The sequence below is a fragment of the Hoyosella sp. YIM 151337 genome (assembly GCF_026041215.1).
Lineage (GTDB): Bacteria > Actinomycetota > Actinomycetes > Mycobacteriales > Mycobacteriaceae > Hoyosella.
The window spans coordinates 358770-372608 of sequence record NZ_JAPEIQ010000013.1 but is presented as its reverse complement, the minus strand read 5'-3'; the positions used below and the strand labels follow the sequence as shown (position 1 = coordinate 372608).

Annotated in this window: 14 protein-coding genes; 13 read left to right on the top strand and 1 reads right to left on the bottom strand. The window is 62.8% G+C overall.

Features of this window, described 5'->3' with window-relative positions:
* Positions 1-184 precede the first annotated feature (184 nt).
* Positions 185-820 carry a B-4DMT family transporter gene (locus tag ONR57_RS07905; protein ID WP_265122598.1) on the bottom strand — a complete coding sequence of 212 codons (636 nt, stop codon included), beginning with the start codon at positions 818-820 and terminating at the stop codon, positions 185-187.
* Positions 821-1046: 226 nt separating this feature from the next.
* Between ONR57_RS07905 and ONR57_RS07900 the strand changes: the two genes are divergently transcribed.
* The 13 genes from ONR57_RS07900 to rpoZ all read left to right on the top strand — a co-directional run bounded on the left by ONR57_RS07900 (position 1047) and on the right by rpoZ (position 13829).
* On the top strand, positions 1047-2174 hold the full coding sequence (locus ONR57_RS07900) for a Xaa-Pro peptidase family protein (protein WP_265122752.1): 1128 nt from the start codon (positions 1047-1049) through the stop codon (positions 2172-2174).
* A 76-nt stretch (positions 2175-2250) separates the two neighbouring features.
* The gene (efp, locus tag ONR57_RS07895) at positions 2251-2808 is read left to right on the top strand and encodes an elongation factor P (protein WP_265122597.1); all 558 of its coding nucleotides are present in this window, start codon (positions 2251-2253) and stop codon (positions 2806-2808) included.
* Positions 2805-3389, top strand: coding sequence for a transcription antitermination factor NusB (gene nusB, locus ONR57_RS07890; RefSeq protein ID WP_265122596.1), 585 nt, complete (start codon positions 2805-2807; stop codon positions 3387-3389). The genes efp and nusB overlap by 4 nt, the downstream gene beginning before the upstream one ends.
* A gap of 66 nt (positions 3390-3455) precedes the next feature.
* On the top strand, positions 3456-4100 hold the full coding sequence (gene pyrR / locus ONR57_RS07885; RefSeq protein WP_265122595.1) for a bifunctional pyr operon transcriptional regulator/uracil phosphoribosyltransferase PyrR: 645 nt from the start codon (positions 3456-3458) through the stop codon (positions 4098-4100).
* The gene (locus tag ONR57_RS07880; RefSeq protein WP_265122594.1) at positions 4097-5047 is read left to right on the top strand and encodes an aspartate carbamoyltransferase catalytic subunit; all 951 of its coding nucleotides are present in this window, start codon (positions 4097-4099) and stop codon (positions 5045-5047) included. The genes pyrR and ONR57_RS07880 overlap by 4 nt, the downstream gene beginning before the upstream one ends.
* Positions 5044-6345 carry a dihydroorotase gene (locus ONR57_RS07875; protein WP_374116411.1) on the top strand — a complete coding sequence of 434 codons (1302 nt, stop codon included), beginning with the start codon at positions 5044-5046 and terminating at the stop codon, positions 6343-6345. The genes ONR57_RS07880 and ONR57_RS07875 overlap by 4 nt, the downstream gene beginning before the upstream one ends.
* On the top strand, positions 6342-6914 hold the full coding sequence (locus tag ONR57_RS07870; RefSeq protein ID WP_265122593.1) for a transporter: 573 nt from the start codon (positions 6342-6344) through the stop codon (positions 6912-6914). The genes ONR57_RS07875 and ONR57_RS07870 overlap by 4 nt, the downstream gene beginning before the upstream one ends.
* Positions 6911-8077 (top strand): glutamine-hydrolyzing carbamoyl-phosphate synthase small subunit, encoded by a 1167-nt coding sequence (gene carA / locus ONR57_RS07865; RefSeq protein WP_265122592.1) that lies wholly within the window; start codon positions 6911-6913, stop codon positions 8075-8077. The genes ONR57_RS07870 and carA overlap by 4 nt, the downstream gene beginning before the upstream one ends.
* Positions 8077-11403, top strand: coding sequence for a carbamoyl-phosphate synthase large subunit (gene carB, locus ONR57_RS07860; RefSeq protein ID WP_265122591.1), 3327 nt, complete (start codon positions 8077-8079; stop codon positions 11401-11403). Before carA ends, carB begins: the two co-directional genes overlap by 1 nt.
* Positions 11400-12266 carry an orotidine-5'-phosphate decarboxylase gene (gene pyrF, locus ONR57_RS07855; protein WP_265122590.1) on the top strand — a complete coding sequence of 289 codons (867 nt, stop codon included), beginning with the start codon at positions 11400-11402 and terminating at the stop codon, positions 12264-12266. The genes carB and pyrF overlap by 4 nt, the downstream gene beginning before the upstream one ends.
* 281 nt (positions 12267-12547) lie before the next feature.
* Complete coding sequence (gene mihF, locus ONR57_RS07850) at positions 12548-12868, top strand: integration host factor, actinobacterial type (protein WP_265122589.1); 321 nt, start codon at positions 12548-12550, stop codon at positions 12866-12868.
* A gap of 19 nt (positions 12869-12887) precedes the next feature.
* On the top strand, positions 12888-13496 hold the full coding sequence (gene gmk / locus ONR57_RS07845; protein WP_265122588.1) for a guanylate kinase: 609 nt from the start codon (positions 12888-12890) through the stop codon (positions 13494-13496).
* A 39-nt stretch (positions 13497-13535) separates the two neighbouring features.
* Positions 13536-13829 (top strand): DNA-directed RNA polymerase subunit omega, encoded by a 294-nt coding sequence (gene rpoZ / locus ONR57_RS07840; RefSeq protein WP_265122587.1) that lies wholly within the window; start codon positions 13536-13538, stop codon positions 13827-13829.
* Positions 13830-13839 lie beyond the last annotated feature (10 nt).

Below are 13839 nucleotides of genomic sequence, written 5' to 3'. Positions count from 1 at the left end.
ATGCCTGGCGCATTACCAGTGGCGCTCGCACGGAGTTGTCGACGACTCGTGGATGAGCGCTAAAAGTGGATGAAGGGCCAAGAGTGGATGAAGACCAAGAGTGGATGGAGACCAAGAGTGGCAGCCTCAAAATGTGAGCGGGGCCCCTCGCATGAAGGACCCCGCTCTTAGGTGGCTTACGGCGCTAGCGTGTGCCGCGCCGATCGTCGTCGTCGAGGTGCGCGCGTTCTTCAGCGAAGTCTTGATCGCTGTACTCGTCGGCCTCGAGCGTGGTGGTACCGGCGGCCGTGCCGCTGGAAGCTCCGAGCGCGTGATGCGTCTCGACAGGGCCTTTCTGGTGGTGTGCCTGGATGTGATGCCGACCGAACTCATCGACTTCCTCCGGCGGCGCCGAGCGGCGGCGCGACCGCTCGCCAAACGCCCGGCCACTGAGTATGCCGATCTGGGCAGGGATCGACAGCAAGATAACCATGAAACCAGCACCGATGGTGAGTTCGAACAGCAACGACTGCGAACTCGCACCCGGGAAGATAAAGCTCAGGATCCACGACGCGGCGCCGGATACGACACCTGCGACCACCATTGCTTTGAGCCACAGCAGCGTGAGGTCTGAGCGGTCTTCGGGATCTTCGTTCTCGTAGGCGTCGCGACGCCCGTCGAAGAACGGCCATGCGAGTGCCACCAAAATCACGACGACGAGCGCGATCGTTCGCTGCACGCCACCGCTCTCCGGCCAGGTGTAGATGCCGATGCCGAGCACGGCTCGCACGAAGGTAATGACGGCAGCCATCACAAGGCCACGAAGAAGCCACAAATCCATGTATGCAGAGTAACCATTGTCGCTGTGGCCTGTGCGACAACCCGCACGTTTTGGACATCTAAAGAACAGCGACAAGACTCTTACCTTGTCGTTTGTGTCTACGTGAATGCACGCACAGGGGGTGCCTGATCTTCCGGTGGCAAGACCGGCTGTCGCACAGCCATGAAAGGATGGGAGAGGCGAACAACCAGGAGGGCGAGAAGTGGGCAGTGAAGGCGCCATTACAGTGCCTGAGGCGCGGGGAGTAACCCGGGAGCAGTACGGTGACCGCAGGCAGCGGCTGCGGTCTGTGATGCAGGAAAGGGAAGTGAGTGCCCTCCTGGTGAGCGGGCTGACTAATGTCCGGTATCTCACTGGTTTCACGGGTTCGAACGCCGCGCTGCTCATGGTCTGCGCTGACAATGGTGGCGAGAGCGCGACCCTTATCTGCACGGACGGCAGATACACCACCCAGGTCGCGGAGCAAGCTCCAGACGTGCGGGCTCTGATCGCCCGCGCATGCGTCACCGCACTGGCGCGCCATGCCGTTTCTGCTCTTGGAAGCCAGAAGGTGGGTTTCGAGAGCCACGTCATGACTGTTGATCAGCACGCTCGGCTGGTAGACGAAGCACATGAAGTGAAGTGGCAGCCCACGCGCGGACTGGTGGAGCAACTCCGCGCGGTCAAGGATGATGCAGAAATTTCGTTCTTGCGGCGGGCGTGCGCAATTGGTGACGTTGCGCTGGGTGAGCTGATTTCCCGAAACGCTCTGCGCCCGGGACGTTCGGAGATGGCAGTCGCGCGCGAACTTGAAGCCATCATGTTCGATGCCGGGGCAGAACGAGTGGCATTCGAGACGATCGTTGCTGCCGGGGCTAACTCCGCCGTGCCGCACCATCGGCCGACTCATGCGGAGCTCGCGGCAGGTGATTTTGTCAAAATCGACTTCGGCGCGGTCGCCGGCGGCTACCACTCGGATATGACGCGGACTTTTGTACTCGGGTCCGAGCCGCAAGGCTGGCAGCGTGACGTGTATGAACTCGTGCGTGAAGCGCAGGCGGCGGGTTGTGCTGCGCTCGCACCCAACGCGGAGTGCGTTTCGGTGGATAGTGCCGCCCGTACGGTGATCGCCGAGGCCGGGTACGGTGACCATTTCATTCACAGCCTCGGACATGGCGTCGGGCTTGAGATACATGAAGCACCGGCATTGGCGCAGACGGCGACCGGTAGACTACTCTCCAGCACTGCCGTCACGGTCGAGCCGGGTGTGTATTTGCCGGGGCGCGGCGGCGTGCGAATCGAGGACACGTTAATCGTCCGCGAGGGTCAGCCTGAGTTGCTGACTCACACCAGCAAAGACTTGATGGTGGTCTAGCTGGACCTGCCGGCGTCTTGCTGGTGCACCGCTGATAGCTGTAACGGCTTTACGAAGAACTGAGGAGAGAGACGTCGTGGCCACGACCGCTGACTTCAAGAATGGGCTTGTACTCAAGATGGACAGCCAGTTGTGGCAGATCATCGAGTTTCAGCACGTCAAGCCGGGCAAGGGCCCTGCCTTCGTGCGCACGAAGCTGAAGAATGTGCTCTCCGGAAAGATTATCGATAAAACATTCAACGCGGGTGTGAAGGTCGAGACCGCAACTGTCGACCGCCGCGACATGACATATCTTTACCGTGACGGCGCAGAGTTCGTCTTCATGGATGGTCAGACGTACGATCAGATCCACGTTAGCGAGGACACCGTGGGGGGCGGGGCGCGCTTCCTCCTTGAGAACACTCAGGTTCAGGTGGCTACGCACGAAGGTGAGCCGCTCTACGTCGAACTCCCGGTCACCGTCGAACTTGTTGTGCAGCACACAGACCCGGGCCTGCAGGGTGATCGCTCGACCGGTGGCACCAAACCCGCAGTCCTTGAGACAGGCGCGGAAATTCAGGTTCCGCTCTTCATCAACACGGGGGACAAGCTGAAGGTCGATTCCCGTGACGGCAACTACCTTGGCCGCGCGTGAGCAATAACCGCTTCAAGAAACTCGGTGCGCGCCACAAGGCGCGGCGCCGATCAGTCGATTTCCTTTTCGAAGCTGAGGCCCGCTCATGCCGGCCGACGGAGGTCGTTGCAGAGCGTGTCGCCATGGCAGCTGACAATGATCAGTTGCCCCCGGTTGCCGAGTACACCCACATCGTCGTGCGAGGCGTGGAACAGAATAAGCAGCGGCTCGACGATGTGATCGCCAGCCACCTGCACGATTGGACGCTCGAACGGTTGCCTGCCGTGGATCGGGCGATTCTGCGCGTCGCCACGTGGGAACTTCTGTACGCAACGGATGTGCCGTCAGTCGTCGCGGTTGATGAAGCTGTCGAACTTGCGAAAGAGCTCTCCACCGATGATTCACCCGGGTTCATTAATGGCGTTCTCGGGCAACTAGTGCACGTAGCGCCACAGTTGCGCGCAGCGGAAGAGACAGCTGCAGCTGCCTTGGCGGCCCTCGAAGAGGACAAGGGCGGGGCAGCTGACGCGCACAGTGAGGGTGCTCACGGCAGCAGCGGGTCTGGAGACGGCGGGCCGCCCGTCACCCGGAGCGACTGGTAAGGTCGACTGCGGCAAAACGGCGTCCTTTAACGATCCGTCCCGTGAGGCGGAGAAGGAGGTCTGGGGATGCTCCCAGAAGAGTATCCGGCGGAGAGTACTGCGCAGCGCGCCGCAGGCGGTGGCGGGCGCAGTTCGGGGCAATCGAGCCGAAGCGGCAGCCGAGAGCTGCTGAGTTCTGCAGATGTCGGCCGGACGATCGCGCGTATCGCGCATCAGATCATCGAAAAGACTGCGCTCGATCAGGAAGACGCGAAAGGCCACGTCGTTCTCGTCGGTATCCCGACGCGCGGTTCCACGCTGGCGCAACGTCTCGCGGCGAAGATCGAAGAGTTCACGGGAATCACCCTGCCGGTGGGATCGCTGGATACGACGCTGTATCGCGACGATTTGCGTTCAAAGCCGCATCGCCCGCTGGAACGAACATCGATGCCAGTGGGCGGAGTTGACGGCTGTCTGGTCATCCTTGTGGACGACGTGCTGTATTCGGGACGCACTGTGCGCTCAGCGCTTGATGCGCTGCGCGACGTGGGGCGGCCGCGGATCGTGCAGCTCGCGGTTCTCGTGGATCGGGGGCATCGGGAATTACCTATCCGGGCCGACTACGTCGGCAAGAACATTCCGACGGCCCGATCTGAGGAAGTTCTCGTGTTGTTGAGCGAGCACGACGCGCGTGACGGTGTGGAGTTGCGCCCCGAGGGCGGTGCGCGGTGAAGCACCTCCTTTCCGTAGCCGACCTGAATCCCGCATCGGCCACCGCGCTCCTCGATGAAGCGAACCGCTTTGAGCAGGCACTACTCGGCCGAGAGGTTCGCAAACTCCCGACGCTGCGCGGTCGCACGATCATGACTGTGTTCTACGAGAACTCCACGCGCACCCGAGTCTCGTTCGAGGTGGCGGGCAAGTGGATGAGCGCGGACGTTATCAACGTCAGTATCAGCGCCTCTTCGGTCAGCAAGGGCGAGTCACTGCGTGACACCGCGATGACGCTGCACGCGGCAGGTGCGGATGCACTGGTCGTCCGGCATCCGGCTTCCGGCGCGCCCGCGCAGATCGCGAGCTGGACACGTGGCGCTGACGGGTCGGGCCCGGCCGTGATCAATGCGGGTGACGGCACCCATGAGCACCCGACACAGGCCCTGCTTGACGCCTACACATTGCGGCAGCGCCTCGGCGACATCGCTGGGCGTCGCATCGTCATCGTCGGCGATGTGCTGCACAGCCGGGTCGCGCGGTCCAATGCGCTGCTGCTTTCCATGCTCGGAGCGGAGGTCGTGCTTGTCGCACCGCCAACGCTCCTGCCTGTTGGTGCCGAAACCTGGCCCGTCACGATCGGGCACAGCCTCGAGGCGGAACTGCCCGCTGCGGATGCAGTGATGATGCTGCGCGTACAGGCGGAACGAATGAACGGTTCCTTCTTCCCATCGGCGCGGGAATATGCGATTAGCTACGGGCTCAATGACAGACGAATATCAATGCTGCCGGACCATGCGGTGGTTCTGCATCCCGGCCCGATGGTGCGGGGAATGGAGATCGGCTTCTCAGTGGCCGACTCGCATCGGTCAACCGTACTGCAGCAGGTGACGAATGGCGTGCACATCCGGATGGCGGTGCTTTTCCGGCTGCTTGTCGGCCTTGCGGACTCAGGAGAGGAATCGTGACAAACACTCCCATTCTGCTTAGAGAAGTCCGGCTGTACGGCGAAGGCGAACCAGTCGATGTGCGCGTACGTGACGGTCAGATCGCGGAAATCGGCGCCGGACTCGACGCGGACGGCGCAACAGTGGTGGAAGCCGGCGGGCACATCTTGCTGCCCGGGTTCGTGGATCTGCACACGCACTTGCGCGAGCCAGGTCGTGAAGACACGGAAACGATTGCAACTGGTTCCGCAGCAGCGGCGCTCGGCGGATATACCGCGGTGTTCGCGATGGCGAACACCGATCCCGTCGCAGACACCGCTGTGATCACCGATCACGTGTGGCGCCGCGGCCGGGAGATCGGGCTCGTCGACGTGCACCCGGTCGGGGCAGTAACCGTTGGTCTCAAGGGCAAGCAACTCGCCGAACTCGGCGCGATGTCCAGCGGAAAAGCGCGCGTCAAGATGTTCTCGGACGACGGCTATTGCGTCGAGGACCCACTAATTATGCGCCGGGCGCTTGAATATGCACGCGGCCTAGGGGTGCTGATCGCCCAGCACGCGGAGGAACCGCGCCTGACGGTCGGTGCCGTGGCGCATGAGGGCCCCGCAGCGGCGCGCCTCGGCCTTACTGGCTGGCCGCGGGCTGCGGAGGAATCAATCGTGGCGCGGGACGCGCTGCTAGCACGTGACGCCGGTTACCGCGTGCACATCTGTCACGCGTCGACAGCAGGGACGGTGGAACTCCTCAAATGGGCGAAGTCGCAGGGCATCTCGATCACCGCTGAAGTTACCCCGCACCACCTGATGCTCGATGACTCACGACTCGAGACGTACGACGCGGTCAACAAAGTGAACCCACCGCTGCGCGAAACGAGCGACGTCGCGGCCTTGCGGCAGGCCTTAGCCGAGGGAGTGATCGATTGCGTGGCTACCGACCACGCTCCGCACGCGGCGCAGGACAAATGCTGCGAGTTCGCGGCCGCACGGCCGGGGATGCTCGGTTTGCAGACAGCACTGTCGATCATCATCGACACGATGGTGCGGCCCGGGCTTCTGACGTGGCGTGCCGTCGCGCGGGTGATGAGTGAGAAACCCGCACAGATCGTCGGCCTGACCGATCAGGGACGACCAATCGAGGTGGGCGAACCCGCGAACCTCACACTTGTCGATCCGGAAACCCACTGGGTCGTACAGGGTGACGCGTTCGCGAGCATTTCGGACAACACCCCATTTGAAGGTCTCACGCTGCCAGGTCAGGTTCGGCTGACGATGCTCCGCGGCCGGATCACGGCTGAGGAAGGCAAGGTGAATGCGCTGTGACGAGAACACTTCTCACGGTTCTCCTCTTTGCGATCTGGATCCTGCTTGTGTGGCTGATGATCCGATCATGGCGGCGGCGCGGCGAGCGGCAACGTGCGATTGTCGGTGCGCTCCCAGAAATTCCGGGTACGTTCGGCGCGCCGCTGCTGGGACCGAGCGCGGGACTCTATGTGGGATCCACGCTGGCGCCGTCATGGATCAACCGGGTGGCGGTCGACGATTTCGGGGACCGTGCTGAGGGTGAACTTACCGCTTACGACGATGGCCTGCTGCTGACGCGTTCGGGTGCGAGCACGATCTGGATGCCGCGCGAGCAAGTGCTGCATCTTCGCACTGATGCGAAGTTGGCCGGCAAAGTCATGACACGGGATGGCCTGCTCGTGATTCGATGGCGCACAAGCACGGGAGCCGAAATTGACAGCGGCTTCCGTGCGGTCGACAAACTCGAATACCACGACTGGGTGGGCGTCTGGGATAGCGGCAGTACCCGCACGGACGGGCCGGGAAACCCGGAACGCAACGCTACAAACAGCTCAAAACAAGACGGAAAGAACGGTGTGGACGGGTGAGCGAAGCAGCACTGGTTCTCGAAGACGGCAAGGTCTATCGTGGCCGCAGCTTCGGAGCCGTAGGTGAAACCCTCGGCGAGGCAGTTTTCAGTACCGCGATGACGGGTTATCAGGAAACACTCACGGATCCGAGCTACCACCGGCAGATCGTTGTGGCCACGGCGCCGCAGATCGGCAATACCGGGTGGAACCTCGATGACAGCGAGTCCATAGGGTCACGCGGCCACGAGGCCGCGGGTGCGGCGGGCAAAATCTGGGTCGCGGGTTATGCGATCCGGGACGCAACTCGCCGGACATCGAACTGGCGCGCAACCGGGACTCTCGAGGACGAACTGATCCGCCAGAATGTAGTGGGCATTCAGGGCATTGACACGCGGGCCGTCGTGCGCCACCTCCGCAACTTCGGCTCGATGCGGGCCGGTGTTTTCTCAGGTGACGCACTCGCTCCCGCGGATGAACTCGTCGAACGTGTGCGCAACCAGCCTTCGATGCTCGGTGCGAGTCTCGCCGAGGAAGTGTCGACGCCAGGCGGCTACACCATCGAGCCCGAAGGCACGGCACGGTTCACCATCGCGGCGGTTGACCTCGGTATCAAGACGAACACTCCGCGAATGTTCGCGCAGCGCGGGGTGCGGGTTCACGTCGTCCCCAGCACCGCGACGCTAGAAGACATCCTGGACCTCGATCCTGACGGTGCCTTTCTGTCCAACGGCCCCGGCGACCCCGCGACCGCGAACAACGCGGTTCAGTTGACGAAAGCTATTCTCGGACAGCGGCTCCCGCTGTTCGGTATCTGCTTCGGAAACCAGATTCTGGGTCGGGCCCTCGGCTTGTCAACGTACAAGATGAAGTTCGGGCACCGCGGAATCAACATCCCGGTCATCGACCATGCGACCGGGCAGGTAGCAATCACTGCGCAGAACCACGGCTTCGCGCTCGAAGGCGAAGCGGGCCAAGAGTTTGACACGCCGTTTGGCCGGGCAGTCATCAGTCACACGTGTGCCAACGACGGGACAGTAGAGGGCGTGCGGCTGCTGGACGGCTCCGCGTTCTCGGTTCAGTACCACCCGGAAGCGGCCGCCGGCCCGCATGACGCCGCGTACCTCTTCGATCAGTTCATTTCCACGCTCGACGCCGCTTCGGCCAAGAAAGGCGCTGTGTAATGCCACGCCGCACCGACCTGTCGCATGTGCTCGTCATCGGTTCTGGGCCGATTGTGATCGGCCAGGCATGTGAGTTCGATTATTCCGGTACGCAAGCATGCCGGGTACTCAGGGAAGAAGGCCTGCGGGTCACACTCGTGAACTCCAATCCGGCCACCATCATGACGGACCCCGAGTTCGCGGACTCCACCTACATCGAGCCGATCACCGCCGAATTCGTTGAGAAGGTCATCGAGCGTGAACGCGACAACGGTCACCCAGTCGACGCGCTGCTGGCGACGCTGGGCGGCCAGACCGCACTGAACACCGCTGTCGCGCTGCATGACCGCGGCGCACTCGAGAAGTACGGCGTTGAGCTGATCGGCGCGGATTTTGACGCCATCCAGCGCGGCGAAGATCGCCAGAAGTTCAAGGACATCGTCGCGAAAGTGGGCGGCGAATCCGCTAAGTCCCGGGTTTGCTACACGATGGAGGAGGTCCACGACACCGTCGAGGAGCTGGGCTTCCCCGTCGTTGTCCGGCCCAGCTTCACCATGGGTGGCCTAGGTTCGGGAATGGCCTACAACTACAACGATCTTGACCGGATCGCTGGTGGCGGAATCAACGCGTCGCCCACCGCGAACGTCCTCATCGAAGAGTCGATTCTCGGCTGGAAAGAGTTCGAACTCGAGCTGATGCGCGACGGTCGCGACAACGTGGTCATCGTGTGCTCGATCGAGAACCTCGACCCCCTGGGCGTGCACACCGGTGATTCAATCACTGTCGCGCCGGCAATGACGCTAACGGACCGGGAATATCAAAAGCTGCGGGATCTGGGCATCGCGATTCTGCGCGAAGTGGGCGTGGATACGGGCGGCTGCAACATTCAGTTCGCGGTCAATCCGGACGACGGCCGCATCGTCGTCATCGAAATGAACCCGCGCGTGTCTCGATCATCGGCCCTTGCGTCGAAAGCAACGGGCTTTCCAATCGCCAAGATCGCGGCGAAGCTTGCGATCGGCTACACGCTCGATGAGATAGTCAACGACATCACCAAAGAAACACCAGCATCGTTCGAGCCCACTTTGGATTACGTCGTGGTCAAAGCGCCGCGCTTCGCATTCGAGAAGTTCCCGGGCGCGGACGCAACGCTCACCACCACGATGAAGTCCGTTGGTGAGGCGATGGCGCTCGGGCGTAACTTCCGCGAAGCGCTCGGCAAGGTGCTCCGCTCACTGGAGACCAAGGAAACCGGGTTCTGGACTCGGGCGGATCAGCAGTTCGGTTCACTCGAAGAGATATTGGAGGCCGTGCGGACCCCGCTCGATGGCCGACTGTACCGGGTTGAGCAGGCGCTGCGTCTGGGTGCGTCCGTTGAGCAGTTGTACGAAGCGACCGGTATCGACCCGTGGTTCCTTGCGGAGATCGAAGCCCTGGTCGACCTGCGCGCGGAACTGCTGAGTGCCCCGGTGCTCGAGGAGAAGCTGCTGCGCAGGGCGAAGAACTCAGGTCTTTCCGATCGTCAGATTGCGGCCCTGCGTCCAGAGCTTGCTGGCGAACAGGGGGTTCGCGCGCTCCGGCACCGGCTCGGTGTGCGCCCGGTCTACAAGACTGTGGACACCTGTGCCGCGGAGTTCGAAGCGAAAACGCCGTACCACTACTCGGCTTACGAACTCGACCCGGCCGCTGAAAGTGAAGTGGCACCGCAGCGTGAGAAGCAGAAGGTTATCATTCTTGGCTCTGGTCCGAACCGGATTGGTCAGGGCATCGAATTCGACTACTCGTGCGTGCATGCCGCGATGACGCTCTCGCAGGCGGGCTACGAGACGGTGATGGTCAACTGCAACCCTGAGACTGTCTCTACTGACTATGACACGGCCGATCGCCTGTACTTCGAGCCGTTGACGCTGGAAGACGTGCTCGAGGTCGTGCACGCAGAGCAACAGTCGGGCCACGTCGCCGGCGTTATCGTGCAGCTCGGCGGTCAGACGCCGCTGAAACTCGCCAAGCAGCTTGAGGCTGCCGGTGTGCCGATCGTCGGTACCTCGCCCGACGCCATCAACCTCGCTGAGCATCGGGGCGAATTCGGTGCTGTGCTGAGTCAGGCTGGCCTGCCTGCGCCGCGTTTCGGCACCGCGACAAGCTTCGAGCAGGCGCGCAACGTCGCGTCGGAAATTGGATATCCGGTGCTGGTCCGGCCGTCCTATGTGCTGGGCGGACGTGGCATGGAGATCGTGTATGACGAGCAGTCGCTCGAGGACTACATCTCCCGTGCGACTGAGTTAACGCCGGAACATCCCGTGCTTGTCGACCGGTTCCTCGATGATGCGATCGAAATTGACGTCGACGCGTTGTGTGACGGCACCGAGGTCTACATCGGCGGGGTCATGGAGCACATCGAGGAAGCCGGTATTCACTCCGGTGACTCAGCGTGCGCGCTGCCCCCAATCACGCTCGGCCGTTCCGACCTCGAGGCAGTGCGCCGTTCCACGGAGGCGCTCGCGGCAGGTATCGGCGTCAAAGGACTGCTCAACGTGCAGTATGCGCTCAAAGACGACGTCCTTTACGTGCTGGAAGCGAATCCCCGGGCGAGCCGGACCGTGCCGTTTGTCTCTAAGGCGACGGCTGTACCCCTCGCTAAGGCGGCCGCGCGAGTCATGCTCGGAGAGAGCATCGCCGGCCTGCGCGAGAGCGGGGTGCTGCCGAAGACCGGTGACGGTGGCGAGATGCCAATTGACTCCGCGATCGCGGTGAAAGAAGCGGTTCTGCCGTTCAACCGGTTCCGCCGCGCCGACGGGACGGGCATCGAGTCGCTGCTAAGTCCCGAGATGAAATCGACCGGCGAGGTCATGGGCATCGACTCGAACTTTGGTGCGTCGTTCGCGAAGAGCCAGACCGCTGCGTACGGTTCGCTGCCGACCGAGGGCACAGTGTTCGTTTCAGTCGCGAACCGCGACAAACGTGCCCTGGTGTTCCCGGTGAAACGCCTCGCTGATCTGGGCTTCCAGATCCTGGCCACCAAGGGGACCGCGGAAATGCTGCACCGCAACGGAATTCCGTGCACCGAGGTGCGCAAGCTCTCGGGTGAGGACCTCGCGGAAGGCGAGCGGACGATCGTCGACCAGATCCGAGATGGTGAGGTTGACATGGTGATTAACACGCCATACGGCAACTCGGGCCCGCGAATTGACGGATACGAAATTCGCAGCGCTGCTGTCGCGACATCAACGCCGTGCATCACAACGGTGCAGGGTGCGGCGGCTGCCGTGCAGGGAATCGAAGCGCTCCGGCGTGGCGATATCGGGGTGCAGCCCCTGCAGGTTCTGCACGCCGTGCTGCGCGGATGAGCGAAGCGACTGCGACTGGGGGTGCGGGCACGCGTGCGTCATTCGGTGCCCGGCTGCGGTCCGCGCTGGACCAGCGCGGACCGGTATGCGTCGGAATCGATCCGCATCCGCAGCTTCTGGAGGCATGGGGGCTGAGTGTCTGCGCCCGTGGACTCGCGGAGTTTGCCGACCGGTGTGCGGACGCGTTCGCACACACAGCGGCGATCGTGAAACCGCAGGTCGCGTTCTTCGAGGCATATGGTGCGCAGGGGTATACCGTCCTGGAACGCACAATGGCCACGCTGCGCTCGGGCGGAGCTCTGGTTCTGGCTGACGCTAAACGCGGTGATATCGGTTCGACCATGGCGGCGTATGCGCGCGCATGGCTGGCCGATGAATCACCGCTGGCGGCTGACGCGATGACTGTGTCGCCGTATCTAGGCTTTGGATCGCTCACACCAGCGATCACACTCGCACAGCAGACCGGACGCGGCGTTTTCGTGCTCGCCGCGACGTCCAACCCGGAAGGTCAGCAGGTGCAGGCTGCTCGTTCGGCGCCTGGTCACAGTATCGCGCAGACCATGGTGGATGACGCCGCGGAATGCAATAGGGAGGCGGAACCGCTGGGGTCGGTGGGTGTCGTCATTGGAGCCACGCTAGATTCGGTGCCCAACCTGTCCGGGCTGAACGGGCCGGTCCTGCTGCCGGGTGTGGGTGCGCAGGGGGGAACCCCTGCTTCGGTTGCGCGGCTCATGGGTGGAAACGGCCGTCTCGCGCTCCCTGCCGTATCGAGGGATGTCTTGCGGACCGGCCCAGACGTGGGTGCATTGCGCGCAGCGGTAACCCGCACTGCCGAGGCCTTCAGCTTCTTGCGCCAGCAATAAAAGTTGGCAGCAAAACCCCAAGACACCCCAATTCGATGTGATCCAGCTCACAAAGTCGCTAAATTTGCCCGAACTCGGCGCTTTGGTTTGACGTTTTCCCTGCGTGTCGCAAGGATTGCCACGGTGACCGGCAGTGCGCGCGGTATGGTCAAGGCGCGTTTTAGTGCGCAGGCCGACACGCTGAGCCTCGCCAGGCTTAGCAGACCGTTGGCTTCGTGTGTACGGTCGCACTCACCGCGGCTCGCGGTGAGAACAACGTAGGTAGATGAGACGGAGGAATCGTGGCCCTTCCCCAGTTGACCGATGAGCAGCGGGCGGCTGCTCTGGCGAAAGCGGCGGAGGCACGCCGGGCCCGGGCGGAGCTCAAAGAGCGGCTCAAGCGCGGTGGCACCGACCTCAAGCAGGTTCTCGCCGATGCGGAAACTGATGAGATTCTCGGCAAGATGAAGGTCTCGGCGCTGCTCGAGGCTCTGCCCAAGGTGGGCAAGGTGAAGGCTCGGGACATCATGACCGAGCTTGAGATCGCTCCCACGCGTCGCCTCCGGGGCCTCGGTGAGCGCCAGCGTAAGGCGCTGTTGCAGCGGTTCGATTTCGAGGCGTGAGTGTGAGGTGGATGCTGCCGTGAACGAAGCGTCAGGCGCGGCTGTGTCTGGCACCGAGGCGGCGGCACGGCGGAGGGGGCGGCTAGTCGTCTTGGCTGGCCCCTCTGCTGTCGGTAAATCCACGGTCGTGCAGCGGTTGCGCGATGTGGTGCCGGACCTTTGGTTCAGCGTGTCCGCTACGACACGCGACCCACGGCCGGGTGAAGTACCCGGCCGGGATTATTACTTCGTCTCGCGTGCTGAATTCGATCGCATGATCGACGCGGGCGAACTGCTGGAATGGGCTGAGGTTCACGGTGGCTTGCAGCGTTCGGGAACGCCGAAGGCGCCCGTTGATCACGCGCTGCGCGCTGGGACACCTGTACTCATCGAGGTAGACCTCGCGGGTGCGCGGGCGATCAGGGAGCGGCTGCCTGAGGCGACGCTCGTCTTTCTGGCACCGCCGAGCTGGGATGTGCTCGTTGAGCGGCTCTCCGGGCGGGGAACAGAAGCTCCGGAGATTGTCCGGCGGCGTCTCGCGACTGCACGTGAAGAATTGGCTGCTCAGCACGAGTTCGACCGCGTCGTCGTGAACGACGACGTGGAACGTGCGGTCGGTGAGTTGCTATCCTTGCTCGTTGGGGCATAGTGATGGCCCACTTTGGACCGCAGTATCAGAGGAGTATGTGTGACGACGCCTAGCGCTGACACGAATGCCAGTGCAGTTCCTGTCTATGATCCGCCGGTCGGCCTGACAAATCCGCCGATCGACGAGCTGCTCGACCGTACGTCGTCGAAGTACGCACTGGTGATCTTCGCTGCGAAGCGCGCCCGTCAGATCAACGACTACTACAACCAGATCGGCAGCGGGATGCTCGAGTATGTCGGGCCGCTTGTTGATCCCGGAATGCATGAGAAGCCCCTCTCGATCTCGCTGCGTGAGATCCACGGGGATCTTCTTATTCACAACGAGGGCGAGTAGCGGGTCCCGC

Bases quoted from the DNA above. Each gene is read 5' to 3' on its own strand.
- pyrR (WP_265122595.1), top strand. From the start codon at position 3,456: ATGCTCCCAGAAGAGTATCCGGCGGAGAGTACTGCGCAGCGCGCCGCA.
- carB (WP_265122591.1), top strand. From the start codon at position 8,077: ATGCCACGCCGCACCGACCTGTCGCATGTGCTCGTCATCGGTTCTGGG.
- pyrF (WP_265122590.1), top strand. From the start codon at position 11,400: ATGAGCGAAGCGACTGCGACTGGGGGTGCGGGCACGCGTGCGTCATTC.
- ONR57_RS07905 (WP_265122598.1), bottom strand. From the start codon at position 820: ATGGATTTGTGGCTTCTTCGTGGCCTTGTGATGGCTGCCGTCATTACC.